The 16,119-nt window shown below is 31.6% G+C and carries 17 protein-coding genes; 15 read left to right on the forward strand and 2 right to left on the reverse strand.

The genetic code is table 11. The features are described 5' to 3' along the window. The first annotated feature begins 18 nt into the window (after positions 1-18). The 9 genes from CLAU_RS16355 to CLAU_RS20750 all read left to right on the forward strand — a co-directional run bounded on the left by CLAU_RS16355 (position 19) and on the right by CLAU_RS20750 (position 8,301). Positions 19-699 carry a zinc metallopeptidase gene (locus CLAU_RS16355; protein WP_013237923.1) on the forward strand — a complete coding sequence of 227 codons (681 nt, stop codon included), beginning with the start codon at positions 19-21 and terminating at the stop codon, positions 697-699. Positions 700-787: 88 nt separating this feature from the next. Further along, entirely contained in the window at positions 788-2,119 is a 1,332-nt protein-coding gene (gene rsmB, locus CLAU_RS16360) for a 16S rRNA (cytosine(967)-C(5))-methyltransferase RsmB (RefSeq protein ID WP_013237924.1), read from the forward strand. Between the two features lie 9 nt (positions 2,120-2,128). Beyond that, positions 2,129-3,166: a dual-specificity RNA methyltransferase RlmN gene (rlmN, locus tag CLAU_RS16365; RefSeq protein WP_013237925.1), complete on the forward strand. Its 1,038-nt coding sequence runs from the start codon at positions 2,129-2,131 to the stop codon at positions 3,164-3,166. 14 nt (positions 3,167-3,180) lie between these two features. Further along, positions 3,181-3,900, forward strand: a complete 720-nt coding sequence (locus CLAU_RS16370) for a Stp1/IreP family PP2C-type Ser/Thr phosphatase (protein ID WP_013237926.1) — start codon at positions 3,181-3,183, stop codon at positions 3,898-3,900. Further along, the gene (gene pknB, locus CLAU_RS16375; protein WP_013237927.1) at positions 3,897-5,804 is read left to right on the forward strand and encodes a Stk1 family PASTA domain-containing Ser/Thr kinase; all 1,908 of its coding nucleotides are present in this window, start codon (positions 3,897-3,899) and stop codon (positions 5,802-5,804) included. The genes CLAU_RS16370 and pknB overlap by 4 nt, the downstream gene beginning before the upstream one ends. A 9-nt stretch (positions 5,805-5,813) precedes the next feature. Next, positions 5,814-6,677 carry a ribosome small subunit-dependent GTPase A gene (gene rsgA / locus CLAU_RS16380; protein WP_023163105.1) on the forward strand — a complete coding sequence of 288 codons (864 nt, stop codon included), beginning with the start codon at positions 5,814-5,816 and terminating at the stop codon, positions 6,675-6,677. Between the two features lie 40 nt (positions 6,678-6,717). After that, positions 6,718-7,368, forward strand: a complete 651-nt coding sequence (gene rpe / locus CLAU_RS16385; protein ID WP_013237929.1) for a ribulose-phosphate 3-epimerase — start codon at positions 6,718-6,720, stop codon at positions 7,366-7,368. A gap of 1 nt (position 7,369) precedes the next feature. Continuing rightward, positions 7,370-8,005, forward strand: a complete 636-nt coding sequence (locus tag CLAU_RS16390) for a thiamine diphosphokinase (RefSeq protein WP_023163106.1) — start codon at positions 7,370-7,372, stop codon at positions 8,003-8,005. A 122-nt stretch (positions 8,006-8,127) separates the two neighbouring features. Beyond that, positions 8,128-8,301: a hypothetical protein gene (locus CLAU_RS20750; protein WP_013237931.1), complete on the forward strand. Its 174-nt coding sequence runs from the start codon at positions 8,128-8,130 to the stop codon at positions 8,299-8,301. Between the two features lie 135 nt (positions 8,302-8,436). Here the strand turns inward: CLAU_RS20750 and rpmB are convergent, their stop codons facing one another. After that, a complete protein-coding gene (gene rpmB / locus CLAU_RS16395) occupies positions 8,437-8,628 on the reverse strand; it encodes a 50S ribosomal protein L28 (RefSeq protein ID WP_013237932.1) in 192 nt (63 codons plus the stop codon). Between the two features lie 202 nt (positions 8,629-8,830). On the opposite strand from rpmB, the gene CLAU_RS16400 reads away from it, so the two are divergent. The 6 genes from CLAU_RS16400 to CLAU_RS16425 all read left to right on the forward strand — a co-directional run bounded on the left by CLAU_RS16400 (position 8,831) and on the right by CLAU_RS16425 (position 14,953). Beyond that, entirely contained in the window at positions 8,831-9,181 is a 351-nt protein-coding gene (locus CLAU_RS16400) for an Asp23/Gls24 family envelope stress response protein (RefSeq protein ID WP_013237933.1), read from the forward strand. A gap of 17 nt (positions 9,182-9,198) precedes the next feature. Beyond that, positions 9,199-10,863, forward strand: a complete 1,665-nt coding sequence (locus CLAU_RS16405) for a DAK2 domain-containing protein (protein ID WP_023163107.1) — start codon at positions 9,199-9,201, stop codon at positions 10,861-10,863. A 57-nt stretch (positions 10,864-10,920) separates the two neighbouring features. Beyond that, positions 10,921-12,960 (forward strand): ATP-dependent DNA helicase RecG, encoded by a 2,040-nt coding sequence (recG, locus tag CLAU_RS16410; RefSeq protein WP_023163108.1) that lies wholly within the window; start codon positions 10,921-10,923, stop codon positions 12,958-12,960. Between the two features lie 386 nt (positions 12,961-13,346). Beyond that, positions 13,347-13,907: a 16S rRNA (guanine(966)-N(2))-methyltransferase RsmD gene (gene rsmD / locus CLAU_RS16415; RefSeq protein WP_013237936.1), complete on the forward strand. Its 561-nt coding sequence runs from the start codon at positions 13,347-13,349 to the stop codon at positions 13,905-13,907. A 5-nt stretch (positions 13,908-13,912) separates the two neighbouring features. Then, positions 13,913-14,407 (forward strand): pantetheine-phosphate adenylyltransferase, encoded by a 495-nt coding sequence (gene coaD, locus CLAU_RS16420; RefSeq protein ID WP_013237937.1) that lies wholly within the window; start codon positions 13,913-13,915, stop codon positions 14,405-14,407. A 21-nt stretch (positions 14,408-14,428) separates the two neighbouring features. Further along, positions 14,429-14,953 (forward strand): hypothetical protein, encoded by a 525-nt coding sequence (locus tag CLAU_RS16425; protein WP_023163109.1) that lies wholly within the window; start codon positions 14,429-14,431, stop codon positions 14,951-14,953. Here the strand turns inward: CLAU_RS16425 and ylbJ are convergent. Beyond that, positions 14,936-16,102, reverse strand: a complete 1,167-nt coding sequence (ylbJ, locus tag CLAU_RS16430; RefSeq protein WP_013237939.1) for a sporulation integral membrane protein YlbJ — start codon at positions 16,100-16,102, stop codon at positions 14,936-14,938. The two genes, CLAU_RS16425 and ylbJ, sit on opposite strands and share 18 nt — an antisense overlap. Between the last annotated feature and the right edge of the window lie 17 nt (positions 16,103-16,119).

Genomic DNA, 16,119 nt, shown 5'->3' on the forward strand with positions numbered 1-16,119 from the left:
TGTGGAGGTGGTTAACCTATGTTTTTCTTTGACAGCAGTTTTATTATACTCATTCCTGCGATTTTAGTAGCAGCTTGGGCACAGTATAAAGTATCGTCCACTTTTAATAAATATTCAAGATATAGAAGTCAAAATGGATATACAGGTGCTCAGGTAGCTAGGATGCTTTTAGATGGCAGTGGTTTATATGATGTACCAGTAGAGCTGATACCAGGAAAACTCAGTGATCACTATGATCCTTCAAAAAGAGTTATGAGACTTTCAGAAGAAGTTTATTATGGAAATTCTGTGGCGTCAATTGGGGTTGCAGCTCATGAAACAGGGCACGCAATTCAGCACAAAAACGGGTATGTACCACTTATTATAAGAAATTCCATTGTACCTGCAGTTAACTTTGGTTCTAGTGCGTCCTGGATACTATTTTTAGCAGGAATTATTTTAGGAATTAAGGGACTTGTGAATATAGGTATAATTTTATTTACTTTAGTAGTTTTGTTTCAGATAATAACTCTTCCAGTAGAATTCAATGCGTCAAGTAGAGCATTAAAAATATTAGAAAGAAGAAATATATTATATTCCGATGAGTTAGTTGGAGCTAGATCTGTTTTAAGTGCTGCTGCAATGACTTATGTAGCTGCAGCGTTAACGGCTATAGCTAATTTATTAAGACTTATATATATAAGTAGGGACAGAGATTAAAAATATATATTTTAGACATTTTAAAGAAAATAGGCTAGCGTACTGACTGGTTATTTCTTTGAAAATATCTTAAGTTAGAGGTAAAAAGATGAATGGAGCAAGAAGTACAGCTGTAGAAATACTTAATGAGGTATTGGGAAGTAATGCATATTCTAATAAAGTTTTAAATACGTATTTAAATAAGAATAATTTAAACAAAAAGGATAAGGCTTTAGTTACTGAAATAGTATATGGTACTTTAAAATATATGTATACTATTGACACTATACTAGATGATTTCATAAAAAGTAGTTTAAAGAAGATGAATATAGATATAGTAAATATACTGAGAATTTCTATATATCAACTCAGGTACCTAGATAAAATACCTGAGTTTGCAGTAGTAAATGAAGCCGTAGAACTTTCGAAAAAAAAGTCAAAGGGGCTCTCAAAATTAGTCAATGGAGTCTTAAGAAATTACTTGAGAAATAAAGATAATTTGCACTGTGAACATAAGGACAATAAAATAGATAACTTGTGTTTTAAATATTCATTTCCAAGGTGGATGACTTTGCTTTTTATTCATCAATATGGAGAAGCTGTAGGTGAGAGTATATTACAATCACTTAATTACATACCCAAAGTTACAGTTAGAGTTAATGGATTAAAAATTGATTATAAAAGTGTTTGGGATGAACTTTTAAAAAATGGATATGACATACAAAAAGGTAAAATATGCAAGGAAGCTGTAGTAATAAATAGAGGCAGCAATATAGAGGAAAATCCACTTTTTAAAAAAGGATATATAACAGTACAGGATGAAAGTGCCATGCTTGTAGCACATATTGTAGACCCGGAAGAAAATATGACCGTACTTGATATGTGCAGTGCACCTGGAGGAAAGTCCTGCCATATGGCAGAACTTATGAAAAATACAGGAGTAATATATGCCTATGATTTACATGAGAATAAATTAAGATTTGTAGAAGAAAACGCAAATAGAATGGATATTAAAAACATAAAATGTAATAAGTTAGATGCGGAAAAATATGTAGAACAGTTTGAAGCTACAGCAGATAGAGTGCTAATAGATGTGCCATGCTCAGGACTAGGAATAGTAAGAAAGAAACCTGAAATTAAATGGAACAAAAGTATGAAGTCTTTAAATAGCCTTATAAATGTGCAGAGAAAAATCATGTTAAATGCTTCAAGATATGTAAAAGATGGTGGAAAACTTATATATTCTACTTGTACCTTAAATAAAAGTGAAAATGAAGATAACATAAATTGGTTTATTAGAGAAAATCCCCAGTATAAATTAGAAAAAATTTATTGTGGTGATTTTGACAACATAATTTATCATAAAGAGGGATATATAACTATATTGCCCGATGATAATATGGATGGATTTTTTATTGCAAAAATGATAAAACATAGGTAGGTGCAATATATGGATAATATTCTTGACTTTGATATGGAAGAATTGAAAAGTTGGATGAGAGACAATTGTGAAAGTGAATTCAGAGCAAAACAGATAATGGACTGGATATATAAAAATGGTCAATGCGATTTTGATAATATGACCAATATACCTAAGAAGTTACTAGAAAAGTTAAAAACAAATTTTTACATAGGTACTACTGAATTAGTTAAAAAATGTGAGTCAAAATTTAGAGATACTTTTAAATTTTTATATGAATATAAAGATGGAAATATGGTGGAAACTGTAGTTATGAAATATAAACATGGTAATTCCATATGTATTTCAACTCAAGTAGGATGTAGGATGGGATGTAAGTTTTGTGCATCTACAATAGATGGAATGGTTAGAAACTTGACAGCAGGAGAAATGTTAGGCCAAATTTTAAAATCCCAGAATGAAATAGGAGAGAGGATATCTAATATAGTCCTTATGGGAAGTGGGGAACCCCTAGATAATTATGAAAATGTGTTGAAGTTTTTAAAAATAGTAAATTCTGAGTACAGTTTCAACATAGGCCAAAGACATATAACCTTGTCAACTTGTGGTATAGTACCTAAGATAAAGGATTTAGCAGATAGGGATCTTCAGATAACTTTGGCCATATCACTACATGCTCCAAATGACGTTATGAGAAAAAAAATAATGCCTATTGCAAATAAATATTCCATAAAAGATGTAATAGATGCATGTAAGTATTATATAGATAAGACGGGTAAAAGGGTATCTTTTGAATACGCTTTGGTAAGTGGAGTAAATGACAGTTTAAAATGTTGTGATGAATTAACTGAACTTATAAGTGGATTATTGTGCCATGTTAATTTAATACCAGTCAATGAAGTTAAGGAAAATAACTTAAAAAAATCTTCTTCTGATGATGTAAAGAAATTTTACCATAGGTTGATTAAGAATAAAATAGAGACTACTATAAGAAGAGAAATGGGTTCAGACATAGACGCTGCTTGCGGACAATTGAGGAGAAGTTATTTAAAATCGAAAAAGTTATAGAGAGGGTGTAGAAAATGGTGGGGATCTTATCAGATGTAGGTAAGGTAAGAAAGCTAAATGAAGATTTTGTAGATTTCTATAATGGTAAAAATTTTAACTTATATGTAATAGCAGATGGAATGGGTGGACACAATGCAGGAGAGGTAGCCAGCAAGATTGCTGTGGAAACAACCATTTCTTACATGAAATCAAATGAAACATCAAATATGGAGGAAGATTTATTAAAAGCTGTAAGTGTAGCAAATGATAAAATTTATGAACTTTCTATTAGCAACAGTCAATTTGGTGGAATGGGGACAACTATAACAGTCTGCCTTGTAAAAGATAAAGATATGATAGTAGCAAATGTAGGGGATAGTAGTTGCTATGTTGTAAAATATGATGGTATAACAAAAGTGACTAAAGATCACTCTTTAGTACAACAACTGGTGGATGAAGGTAGTATAACTGAAGAAGAAGCTGCAATTCATCCTAACAAAAATATAATAACAAGAGCGCTTGGAACTAATAAGTCTGTAAAAGTAGATATATTTAAAGTAAATTTAGAAGATGTAAATAGAGTAATAATGTGTACTGACGGGCTATCTAATGGAGTAAATATGAACGAAATGTATGATATAATAATGAATAACAATAACGAAGATGCTTGCAAGCAGCTAATAGAACTAAGTAAGCTTAGAGGTGGAAAGGATAATATATCAGTTATTGTATTTGAAGGAGAGTGTAAAAAATGATAGGGACTATGCTAGGGAATAGATATGAGTTGCTTGAAAAAATAGGAGAGGGAGGTATGGCTATTGTTTATAGGGCCAAAGACCACCTCTTGAGCAGAAACGTAGCTGTTAAAATTCTCAAAGAAGAATTTTCAAGTGATGGAGAATTTGTAGAGAAATTTAAAAGGGAAGCAGCAGCAGCAGCAAGTCTTTCAGATAATAATATAGTGAACATATATGATGTAGGTACACAGAAGGATATAAACTACATAGTAATGGAATGTGTTATTGGAAAGACTTTAAAACAAGTAATAAAAGAAGAAAAGAAAATACCTCCTGCAAGGGCAGTAGAAGTAGCTATTCAAATAGCTAAAGCTTTGAAATGTGCCCATAAGAATAATATTATACATAGAGATATAAAACCTCATAATATTCTTGTGACAGAAGATGGTATAGTAAAAGTAACGGACTTTGGTATAGCCAAAGCCTCGGATTCAGTTACAATAACTAATTCTAATAAGATAATGGGTTCTGCACACTACTTTTCCCCAGAACAAGCAAAAGGAAGCTTTGTAGACTTTAGAACAGATATTTACTCCCTTGGCATAGTTATGTATGAAATGGTTACAGGACGTGTTCCCTATGATGCAGAAAGTCCTGTATCAATAGCACTAAAACATATACAAGAACCTGTAGTTCCACCAAATCAGTTAAATGAAAATATACCAGATAGTTTAAATAGACTTATTCTGAAAGCTGTGGAAAAAGAGCCTATAAGAAGATATCAGACAATGGAAGATATGTTAGTGGATTTGAAAAAGATAGAAAATAATCAAAAAATCAATTTGTCAGATGATGACTTAAGTGGTGATATGACTAGGATAATGGATCCTGTAGATGTAAACAATGCTTATAAAAATGAGGACGATTATGATGATGAAGTAGAGCCAGCAAGAAAACCAGTTAAATTAAACTTAGACCCTAAAAAGAAAAAGAGAATATTGACCACCGCAATAGGTGTTCTTGTAGTTGTAATAGGTATAATTTCAGGATATATTTGGTATAACAAGGTATATAGCAGCGGAGACATAACTGTGCCGAGTATTGTAGGCATGAAACAGGATGATGCCAAACAGTTAGTAGAAAGCAAAAAGCTTAATTTTGTAATAGGTGGCAAAGAAAAAAGTGACAAACCAGAAGGAACAGTAATAGATTGTTTTCCTAAATCAGGAACAAAGGTAAAATCAAACTCAGATGTAAGGGTAATTATAAGCAGTGGATCTGATTCACTGACTGTTCCAAATTTGGTTGGGGTAGATTTTGCTACTGCAAAGGATATTATATCAAACAGTGGGCTCACTTTGGGAAATGTATCTTACAGACACAGTGACGATGTAGCAGAAGGAGATGTTATAAGCCAAGATCCTACAGCAGATAGTAAAGCTCAAAATGGTACAAAAGTAAATCTTGTGGTAAGTAAGGGAGCAGATGCAAAATATGTAACAGTACCAGATGTTTCAGGCAAAAACATAGAAGAAGCAGCTTCTATAATGGCAGGTTCAGGACTTAAGGTTTCTAGAAATCCAGTAGCTACTTCAGATAAATCTCAGAGTGGAGTTGTAACAAGCCAAAGCATAGGAGGATCACAGCAAGTTAAAGAAGGTACTACGGTAAGCTTAACTTATTATGAATATAAAGAAACTCAAAATGATCAAAGTAGTAATTTAGGAACCCCAACTGGAGGAAAAAGCACTGGAAGCAGCGGACAAAGTAAGGATGGAAGCGATACAGGAAGTGGAAGCGGGTCTAGCGGAAGTAAATCTGATAATGGAAGCGGCACAGGCAGTTCTTCTTCTGATGGAGGTACAGGAAACAATGGAAATACAAATACGGGTGGTACAGGAAATTCAGATAAAACAAATTAGGAGGAATTTATGCAGGGAACTATAGTTAAGGGTATAGGAGGATTTTATTATATAAAAACAGATAATGGGGTAATTGAATGTAAGGCAAGGGGAAAGTTTAGGCATAATTCACTTTCCCCTATGGTAGGAGATAAAGTTGATATTGCACTAGAAAAAGAGCAGGGAGTTATTAATAGAATCTATCCTAGAAAAACTAAATTGAAGAGACCTGCTGTAGCTAATGTAACCCAGGCACTGGTAGTTTTTGCATTTAACCGTCCTGAAATAAATGAAGATCTATTAAATAGATTTCTTATAAGCTGTGAATTGAATAATTTGAAAATAGTAGTTTGCTTTAATAAGCTGGATTTAGCAGAAGAAAAGGAAAAATCCGATATAGCCAATACTATGAAAAAAATAGGCTATGACGTAATATTTTTAACGGCAAAAGAGAATTGTGGAATTGATAAAATTAAAGAAAAGCTTAAAGGAAATATTACGGTATTGTGTGGTCCATCGGGAGTTGGAAAATCTACTATTTTAAATGCCATTTCAGGAAAAGAGATTATGGAAACGGGTGAGATAAGTCAAAAATTGAAGAGAGGAAAACACACTACAAGACATAGTGAGCTAATAGAATTGGAAGAAGGGCTTATAGTGGATACTCCGGGATTTTCCTCTCTGGATATATCTGATATATCAGAGGAAAAACTTCAGTATTGTTTTCCAGAGTTTACTGACCTTATAGGGAAATGTAAATTTACAGGTTGTTTTCATTATAAAGAACCGAATTGTGCTATTAAAGCTTCTGTTGAAGATGGCAAAATAGATAGAAAAAGATATGAGTTTTACATTAAGGTTTTAAATGAAATTATAAGTAAAAAAAAGTATTGAGCTGCTCATATAGCAGTATAAATTAAGGAGAGAGAAACATATGATAAGAATAGCACCTTCAATATTATCTGCAGATTTTTCAAAATTAGGGGAAGATATAAAAAGTCTGGACAAATATGGGGCCGATTTAATTCATATAGACGTAATGGATGGAAATTTTGTACCGAATATATCTTTTGGAGTACCTATTATTAAAAGCATAAGGCCTCTTACAAAGTTGCCTTTTGACGTACATTTAATGATAGAAGAACCTTCAAGATATGTGGAGGATTTTGTAAAAGCAGGAGCAGATATTATAACAGTTCATTTCGAGGCGGATAGGCATATAGATAGGACTATAAATTATATAAAAAGTTTTGGGGTAAAAGCTGCAGTTGCACTGAACCCAGCTACCTTAGTAGATAATATAAAGTACTTAATACCTTATTTAGACATGGTTCTCATAATGTCTGTAAATCCAGGATTTGGAGGACAAAAATATATAGAGTATTGTTCTGATAAACTTAAGTACATAAAAGAATTAAGCAGTAAATGTAACAAAAATTTAATGATAGAGGTAGACGGCGGTGTTTCAAAGGGCAATATAGCAAAAATAGTAGATAGCGGTGCTAATGTAATAGTAGCGGGTTCTGCTGTATTTAAGGGTGGAAATATAGAAGAGAACATAAGATTATTAAGAGGGGAAATTTAAAATGAAAGCAATCATAGTATCTGGGGGCAGTGCTCCATCTAGAAAATTAATTGAAGAGGAAATTGATGAAGATTCTATTTTGATTTGTGCAGATGGAGGGGCAAATTGTCTCTATGAGTATAAAATTATACCGGATTATTTAATTGGAGATTTTGACTCTATAGACAAGAATGTTTTAACGTTTTTTAAAAGTAAAAAATGTTCTATAGATACATATCCTAGGGCTAAGGATTTTACGGATACTGAAATTGCAGTAGAAAAGTCCCTGGAATTAAAAGTAGACCAGATAGTAATGCTTGCATGTACTGGAAGCAGGATAGACCATGTTTTAGCCAACTTAGGTATGCTTTTAAAATGTAACCGCAGTGGAGTGAAGGCATATATAAAGGATGAACATAATATTATTGAATTATTATGCAAGACAACGACAATAAAAGGATATCCTGGAGAGACCTTTTCCCTCCATGCCTACTGCAATGTAGTCAAAAATTTAAATATAATAGGTGCTAGATATAAGTTAAGTAATTATGATTTGGCTTTAGGTGATGCAAGGACAGTATCTAATGAATTTATTGAAGAGGAAGCCCGTATAGTGTTTGATAGCGGTATGCTTTTGTGTATGCACAGTAAGGATTGAACAGACAATAAGACAAACTTTTAATAGTATAGATGGTTAAAAGTTTGTAATTATAAAAAGTAGTAACGATATGAAGGTATTATGCATATAATAGTATAAAGCAATTTTTAAGGGATAATAACGTGAAAAAGAAAAGCTGTATTAGAAGAAGGACAAAGAAAAAAATAGGATTAATAGCTTTATCTATAGGTGTTGGATTTTTAATGACAGTTATTATCCCAATATGGGGCTGGATAATAGCTGCAGGCATGGGACTAATTTATTGTGGATGGTATTTAATAAGTTATCATAGATAAGGGGGTAGTTTAATGAAAATTATTGCATTTAAGCTTCCAGGAGTTCTATCTGCAATTATAAAATTTTTCACTAAAAAAAAATAAGTACTTAAAAACAAAAATGCAATTGTATATAAACAACTGCATTTTTATTTTTTATATAGCACGCTGAACCTTTCCTGAACGAAGGCATCTTGAACAAACATGTATAGTTTTTGGTGTTCCATTAACTATAGCTTTAACTTTTCTTACGTTTGGAGTCCAAGTCCTTTTAGATTGACGGTGGGAGTGGCTGTATTGTACTCCAAATACTACACCTTTTCCACATATTTCACACTTCTTTGACATTAAAAACACCTCCTTATGAGTCCTCTAAAATTCAAACACCACTTATTTTATCACAGAAAGCATAATAAGTGCAAGTAAATAGTAAAATTTAAGTAAATGTCCTTTTTCATAGAGCTAATATTTCCTTGAATAAATGTTTTATTTAATATAAAATATGTTTATGGCATTATAGAATATAATACTTTAGTAAGGAGGTTTTTGTATGATAGCTAGTATTGCCGGAGAAAATGGGTATATTGACTATTCGGAAGAAGTAGTTGCAAACATAGTTGGGTTATCAACTATGGAATGCTATGGAGTAGTGGGTATGGCTTCCAAAAACGCAAAAGATGGCTTTTGGGAATTAATAAAAGGTGGAAGTTTTAATAAAGGAGTAAGGGTTCGTTCTCAAAATAATGAACTTATAATAGAGCTATATATAATAGTGGAATATGGAACAAAAATATCAGTGATTTCAAATAGTATAATACAGAGGATAAAGTATAATGTAGAAAACTACACAGGACTCAAAGTATCAACTATTACAGTAAATGTTCAAGGTGTTAGAGTCTAGGGAGGTAATTCGTAAAAATGGAATACTTAAATATAGATGGACATCACTTTTACAACATGGTTGTAAATGCTAGCAATAAACTCGAGAATCAAAAAGATTTTGTTAACTCATTAAATGTGTTTCCTGTTCCCGATGGTGATACGGGAACTAATATGTCTATGACCTTTAAAAGTGCAGTACTTGAGGTAAGTAATTCTAAAGATAGCTCTATAGAAAGTATCTCTAAACAATTAGCAAGAGGTGCGCTTATGGGGGCAAGAGGAAATTCAGGGGTAATACTGTCTCAGATATTTAGAGGAATAGCAAAAGGTCTTCAGGGAAAAAAGCAGGTAAATTCAGAAGAATTTGCAAATAGCTTACAAGAGGGAGCAAAATCTGCTTATAAAGCTGTTATGCGTCCTACAGAAGGGACCATATTAACTGTTATAAGAGCTGCTGGCGAAAGTGCTATTAAGTCCAGTAAAGAGGATATAACTGAGTTACTTCAAGATGTATGTAGTTATAGTAGAACTATATTGAATAAAACGCCTGACATGCTTCCTGTTCTAAAAAAAGCAAAAGTAGTAGATGCAGGTGGAATGGGCCTTCTAATAATACTTCAAGGAATGCAGGAAGTTTTAAGGGATGGTAAGGAAAATGTAGTTGTAGAAGAGGCTCACGATAAAGAAGTTAAATCTGCAGTTAAAGATTTAGGACAGCAGGATATAAAATATGGATATTGCACAGAATTCTTTATCCATTCTAAAGGAACTTGTATAAATGAATTTAAGAAAAAGTTAGAGACCATGGGAGATTCTATGGTAGTGGTGGATGACGAAGATATAATTAAGGTGCACATTCACACAAATGATCCAGGATGGATTCTTTCAGAGGCAATTAAGCTAGGGGAACTGTCAAAAATAAAAGTAGATAATATGAGAGAACAGCACAGACATCTTTTAAGTATAGAAAATTTTGAGGAAAATTCTGATGAAGATAAGGCTTATGATAGTGAGAAACTTAGTTATGAAGAAAAAACTGAGTCACAAAAGTATGCACTTATTTCAGTAGCTATGGGAGATGGAATTAAGAGTATATTTGAGGACTTGGGAGTAGATTACGTAATAGAAGGCGGACAGACCATGAATCCCAGTACTGAAGATATATTGAATTGTATAAATAAAGTAAATGCTAAAAATATAATTATATTGCCTAATAATAAAAATATAATTATGTCTGCTAATCAGGCAAAAGAAATATCCAATAAAAATGTAAAGATTGTGCCTAGTAAGACAATACCACAAGGTATTACGGCAATAACATCATTTAATTCAGATATGGATATAGATGAAAATATAAGTACTATGGAAAGGGCACTAACTACAGTGACTACTGGTTCTGTGACCTATGCGGTTAGAGATACAGAAATAGATGATATAAGCATAAAAAAGGGAGATATATTAGGACTTATTGATGGAAAGATAGAGCAAGTTGGAAAGGACATTTTTGAAGTTTGTGGCGAGCTTTTAAACCATATGATAAAAGAAGATAGTGAACTTATAAGTATATATTATGGTATAGATTGTGAAGAAGAAAAAGTAAAGCATTTTGTAGAAGAAATTGAGAAGAAGTATACTGAAATGGACGTACAATGTTATAGTGGAAAACAGCCTTTATACTATTTTATAGTTTCTGTTGAATAAAAAAAGCGTAAAGCTTTTTTTATTTTTGGTATTTAATAAGAAGGCAGGTGAGAGTTTGTGAAGCTAAGTGAGGATATCGGATCTTTAAAAGGAGTAGGTAAGGTAACTTGTAAAAACTTAAACAGATGTTGTATATTCAACATACTTGACTTGCTCTTATATTTTCCAAGAGATTATGATATTATTTCTAGTTGCAGTGATTTAAAAGGGAACACAGAAGGAAAGGTCATGATAGATTGTAAGGTTAATTCGATAGAAAGAGATATAAGGACTAGGACTGGTAAAATAATCTCTACAATTGTTTTTGAAAATAGAAATGGACTTTTTAAGGCAAAATGGTTTAATCAACCTTATGTGAAAAAGAAGTTTAAGATAGATGCTGAATATAGAATAGCAGGTAAAATCCAACATTACAGAGGAAACAGTGTTATAACAAATCCTAAAGTGGTAAATATTAATTCAAATAGCAAAATTGAAGAAAAAATACTTCCTATATACCCTTTAAAGTCAGGAATAACTAACAATACATTTATAAAACTTATATCTTATGTACTTACTAAAGTGAGTATAGATGAAAATTTACCTAAGTGGATAATTACAAAATATAAGCTCTGTAGTTTGGATAAAGCTATAAGGATAATACATAATCCAGTTAATTTTAGAGAATTGAGAGAAGGGAAAAAGAGACTTAAATTTCAGGAACTTTTTACTTACTCTCTAAAAATTTTGATGTTAAAAGAGTATTTTGGGAAAAATAAAAAAGGGGTAGCCTTTAAAATAGCTCCAGAGTTAATAGAACTAAAGAATAAATTACCATATAAACTTACAAAAGCTCAAAATAAAGTTATAAGAGAAATACTTATAGATGAAAAAAGAGAGGTTCCTATGAATAGGCTGCTGCAAGGAGATGTAGGAAGTGGGAAGACTGTAGTGGCGTTAATATCTATTTTTAATGTAGTAAAGAACGGTTATCAAGCAGTTCTAATGGCCCCCACCGAAATATTGGCACAGCAGCACTATGAAGAAGCTATGAAGCTTTTAGAGGGTTTTGACGTAGAAATAGAACTATTGTGTGGAAGTGTTACCCCAAAAAATAAAGATGAAATAAAAGAAAAATTAAAAATGGGTGAAATAGATATTATAATAGGAACCCATGCTTTAATTGAAGATAATGTGGAGTTTAAAAATATAGGAATAGTAGTTACAGATGAGCAGCATAGATTTGGAGTGATGCAGAGAAGTAAACTTGTAAATAAGGGAGATCATGTAGATACTCTTATTATGACAGCTACGCCTATTCCAAGAACTTTGAGTTTGTATTTATATGGTGATTTAAATGTATCAACTATAGATGAACTTCCTCCAGGAAGGCAGAAGATAGATACTTATTACAGAGATAAAAATTCAAGAGACAAAGTTTATAAATTTGCTTTGGAGGAAATAAAGAGGGGAAGACAAGTATATGTAGTATGTCCCCTTGTAGAGGAAAACGAGGAGTTAGATTTAAGTTCTGTAGAAGATATATATGAGGAATTAAAAGAGAAATATTTTAAAAACATACAGATAGATATACTGTATGGAAAAATGCAGCCGAAACTTAAAGAAGAAAAGATGAATAAATTTAAAAATGGCGAGATAAAAGTTATAATTTCAACTACGGTTATAGAAGTAGGCATAAATGTGCCAAATGCTACGGTTATGATAATAGAAAATGCAGAGAGATTTGGGCTTGCACAGCTGCATCAGTTGAGGGGAAGAGTAGGAAGAGGCTCTTATAAATCATATTGCATTTTGATTGCAGATATTAAAAATGACATAATAAGAAAAAGAATGGAGATAATGAGAAGCAGTAATGATGGATTTTTTATTGCAGAGCAAGATCTGAAGATAAGGGGTTCAGGAGAAATTTTTGGATTTAGGCAGCACGGGGAAGATGAACTTGTTTTCTCTAATCTAGTAGAGGATATAAATATACTTAAAGAAGCTAATAGGGAAGCTAAAAGACTTTTAGCAAGTAGAGATGAGGAAGATATAAGAATAAAAGAAGAAATATTAAATAATTTAGAAAGAACTTCAAAATTTATAAGTTTTAATTAATTGTTAATTTGACCACATAATCAAGTGATTCTTAGGTTCAGGTGGAGTTTGCTTATAAGGAATACCTTTTCTCCATCTGAACCTTAGAAGAACTTATCCAGGCGCGTAGCAGTGCTTATCCCACACTTTGAAGAAAAGCAGATATCCCAAATCTTTGATTTGGTGATAGTCGATTTCACTGTGTGCGATGGGGGTGTTAGCAATGGTAGCGATCGGATAAATTAAATTAATATGAGAATAATGAAAACTGAATTAATGTACAATTCATAATAATTGTGTAGGATGCATTATGAATTTTAAATAATTTTTGAATAATATAAAAATATATGCTAAAATATTATAAAATGACTATAGTATGTAAAAAACATAAAGTAGGAGGAAAATTTATGAGAATAATTGCAGGTCTTGCCAGAGGAAGAAAATTAATGTCTCCTAATGGGTATAATATTACGAGACCTACTTTAGATAGAGTTAAGGAAGCCATGTTTAATATAATTCAGAATAGAGTCTATGGTTCGAAAGTATTAGACGTATTTGCAGGCACAGGGAGCTTAGGACTTGAAGCTGCAAGCCGTGGCGCAGAAAAATGTTATTTAGTTGACAGAAGTAGTGACACTTTTTACTTTTTAGACAAAAATGTGGAGAATTTAGGATTTTCTAATATATGTAAAACTATTAATAAGGATTCTTATGAAGCCTTACAGGAACTTTCAAGAAAAAATTTGATGTTCGACATAATATTTATTGATCCACCTTATAAAAAGGATATGATTCCACCAGCTGTAGAGATAATTGAAAGTAAAAACCTACTGCAAAAAGATGGAATTATAGTTACTAAAATTGATACCAGTGAAGAAATATATCAAGGAAATATTAATATAGTTTTAATGGATCATAGAAAATATGGAAAAACTACGGTATGCTTTTATAAATATAAGGAGGATTAATTATTATGAAGACTGCGGTATATCCCGGAAGTTTTGATCCAATAACCAATGGGCATTTAGACATAATAAATAGGGCATCTAAAGTATTTGATCATTTGATAGTTGGAGTACTAATTAATCCTGAAAAGCAGGGCCTATTTAATATTGAAGAAAGAGTAAAATTAATTCAAAAGGTAGTGAAAGATATACCTAATGTAAAAGTTGAAAGCTTTAGCGGTCTGTTAATAGATTTTATGAAAAAAAATGACATTCAAGTTATAGTAAAAGGACTGAGAGCAGTATCAGATTTTGAATATGAATTTCAGATGTCTCTTATGAATAAAAAGCTAGATTCTGATAAAGAGACAGTATTTATGATGACTAGTGCCATGAATTCCTATTTGAGCTCATCCTCGGTAAAGCAAGTTGCTATGTTTGGGGGATGTATTAAAGGTTTAGTACCTGAAGAAATAAGGTTTGATATTATAAACAAGATTAATAGAGTTTATAAAAAGTGCTAAGGTATCTTAGGGGGAAAAATTATGGATGCTATTAAATTAATAGAATATCTTGAAGAAATTATAGATACATCTGCAAAAGTTCCTATGACAGGGAAGGTTATGGTGAATAAAAAGGAAATTTTAGATGTGCTTCAAAAAATAGTGGATTATCTTCCTAGCGAGCTTAAAAAGGCACAGTGGATAGTAAACGAAAAAGAGAGAATTTTAAGTGAAGCTGTACAAGAATCTGAAACTATGAAAAAAGAAAATTTGAGTTTGTTAAGACGTCAAATAGAAAACCATGATATTACCAAAGAAGCTAATATGAGGGCAGAAGAAATTATATCATCTGCGAAGAAAAACGCCAAGGCAATAAGACTAGGCGCTCGAGACTATGCAGATGAACTATTAAGCCAGTTGGACAATGAATTATCAAGGAAAAATGATGAGATGCTAGCAACGCTGAAAGTAGAACTTCAAAAGATGTTAAATAATTTAGTAAACAGCATGGATCTAAAGACTGAAGATATAAGAGCAAATATAAAAGAACTAAGAGACATGAAATAATTGCTTTAATTTATATAAAATCCAGGGAGTAATAAGCAAAATTATAGTAAGTATAAACAAGTTATTAAAGTATGTAGTTATTTTATAATAAGGTAGAAAAGTTTCTTGCGATAATTTTAAAGAGAATAGGTTATAAAGTGATAAGCTAAATATGGAACATATTATTCCCTGTAGTATTTTTCTAAGAGAATATTTTTTTAAAGATATTTTAAATTTATAAGTAAAAGAGTACACTTGAGATATAATTGATAGTCCGCTGAAGGTGAATAAAAAACTTACTAGTATAATTTTTAAATTAAGGGAGGCAGTAGAAGATGATATTAAGCTGCATCCATTAGTCATTTCTATCATTCCAAGGAAGATTCCTTCCATTATGTTACCCGAAATATGAGTTATACGTGAAATGCTACTAATTAGTAAATTAAATAGAATATTATTTTTTAAAATACTATTTACAACAGAAAATAATATGACAAATCCACCTATTGATATGCAGTTTTTTAAAGAATCTTCAATACTGTTTTTAAATACCTTTCCGATATTTTCACTTTCATGAGAGTGATTTCTATAAGCAATAGGTTTGTAATATGTTTTTTTAGAAGGTATCAAAAAACTCATAACTATACAAGATAGCAAATTAGAAAGTAATAGTATATACCCTATAAAAGAGCTCTTTAGCATGGAAACTCCAACAGAACCTAGCATAAAGAGAGGACTTGCATTAGAAGCTATATTTAAAAGCCTCTCGCAGGTGAAAAGGTCTATTATTTTTTTTTCATAAAGTTGACAAGCATATTTTGCTCCAAGGGGATACCCACAAAGTGTGCTTATAATTAATACGAAGCTGCAGTTAGTTGGGAGTCTTAAGGGTTTGCACAGGGCTTTGCCTATTAATTTTGAATATATGTACACTCCATCACAAGAGAGTATTATGTTGGATACAACTAAAAATGAAAATAAAGATGGAAATACCTTGTAAAAAAATAATAGACTACCTGAAATTACCCCATCTATACATAGCTTTGGTGCAAGTATAATTTCAATTATAAAAATTGAACATACTATAGTTATAAGTAAATTTTTATCTTTTAGTAAAATAAAAAGAAGTATTAATATTGCAAATATTAATAGATAAAATAAAACTTCCAAGAATGTCACCTACTTTT

This window comes from Clostridium autoethanogenum DSM 10061, assembly GCF_001484725.1.
GTDB classification, from domain to species: domain Bacteria; phylum Bacillota; class Clostridia; order Clostridiales; family Clostridiaceae; genus Clostridium_B; species Clostridium_B ljungdahlii.

Excerpts from the sequence above, each read along its gene's own strand:
- pknB (WP_013237927.1), top strand. The coding sequence starts at position 3,897 with ATGATAGGGACTATGCTAGGGAATAGATATGAGTTGCTTGAAAAAATA.
- rsmB (WP_013237924.1), top strand. The coding sequence starts at position 788 with ATGAATGGAGCAAGAAGTACAGCTGTAGAAATACTTAATGAGGTATTG.
- CLAU_RS16390 (WP_023163106.1), top strand. The coding sequence starts at position 7,370 with ATGAAAGCAATCATAGTATCTGGGGGCAGTGCTCCATCTAGAAAATTA.
- rpmB (WP_013237932.1), bottom strand. The coding sequence starts at position 8,628 with ATGTCAAAGAAGTGTGAAATATGTGGAAAAGGTGTAGTATTTGGAGTA.
- rsmD (WP_013237936.1), top strand. The coding sequence starts at position 13,347 with ATGAGAATAATTGCAGGTCTTGCCAGAGGAAGAAAATTAATGTCTCCT.
- CLAU_RS16405 (WP_023163107.1), top strand. The coding sequence starts at position 9,199 with ATGGAATACTTAAATATAGATGGACATCACTTTTACAACATGGTTGTA.
- CLAU_RS16400 (WP_013237933.1), top strand. The coding sequence starts at position 8,831 with ATGATAGCTAGTATTGCCGGAGAAAATGGGTATATTGACTATTCGGAA.
- coaD (WP_013237937.1), top strand. The coding sequence starts at position 13,913 with ATGAAGACTGCGGTATATCCCGGAAGTTTTGATCCAATAACCAATGGG.
- CLAU_RS16425 (WP_023163109.1), top strand. The coding sequence starts at position 14,429 with ATGGATGCTATTAAATTAATAGAATATCTTGAAGAAATTATAGATACA.
- rsgA (WP_023163105.1), top strand. The coding sequence starts at position 5,814 with ATGCAGGGAACTATAGTTAAGGGTATAGGAGGATTTTATTATATAAAA.
- CLAU_RS16370 (WP_013237926.1), top strand. The coding sequence starts at position 3,181 with ATGGTGGGGATCTTATCAGATGTAGGTAAGGTAAGAAAGCTAAATGAA.
- rlmN (WP_013237925.1), top strand. The coding sequence starts at position 2,129 with ATGGATAATATTCTTGACTTTGATATGGAAGAATTGAAAAGTTGGATG.
- CLAU_RS16355 (WP_013237923.1), top strand. The coding sequence starts at position 19 with ATGTTTTTCTTTGACAGCAGTTTTATTATACTCATTCCTGCGATTTTA.
- rpe (WP_013237929.1), top strand. The coding sequence starts at position 6,718 with ATGATAAGAATAGCACCTTCAATATTATCTGCAGATTTTTCAAAATTA.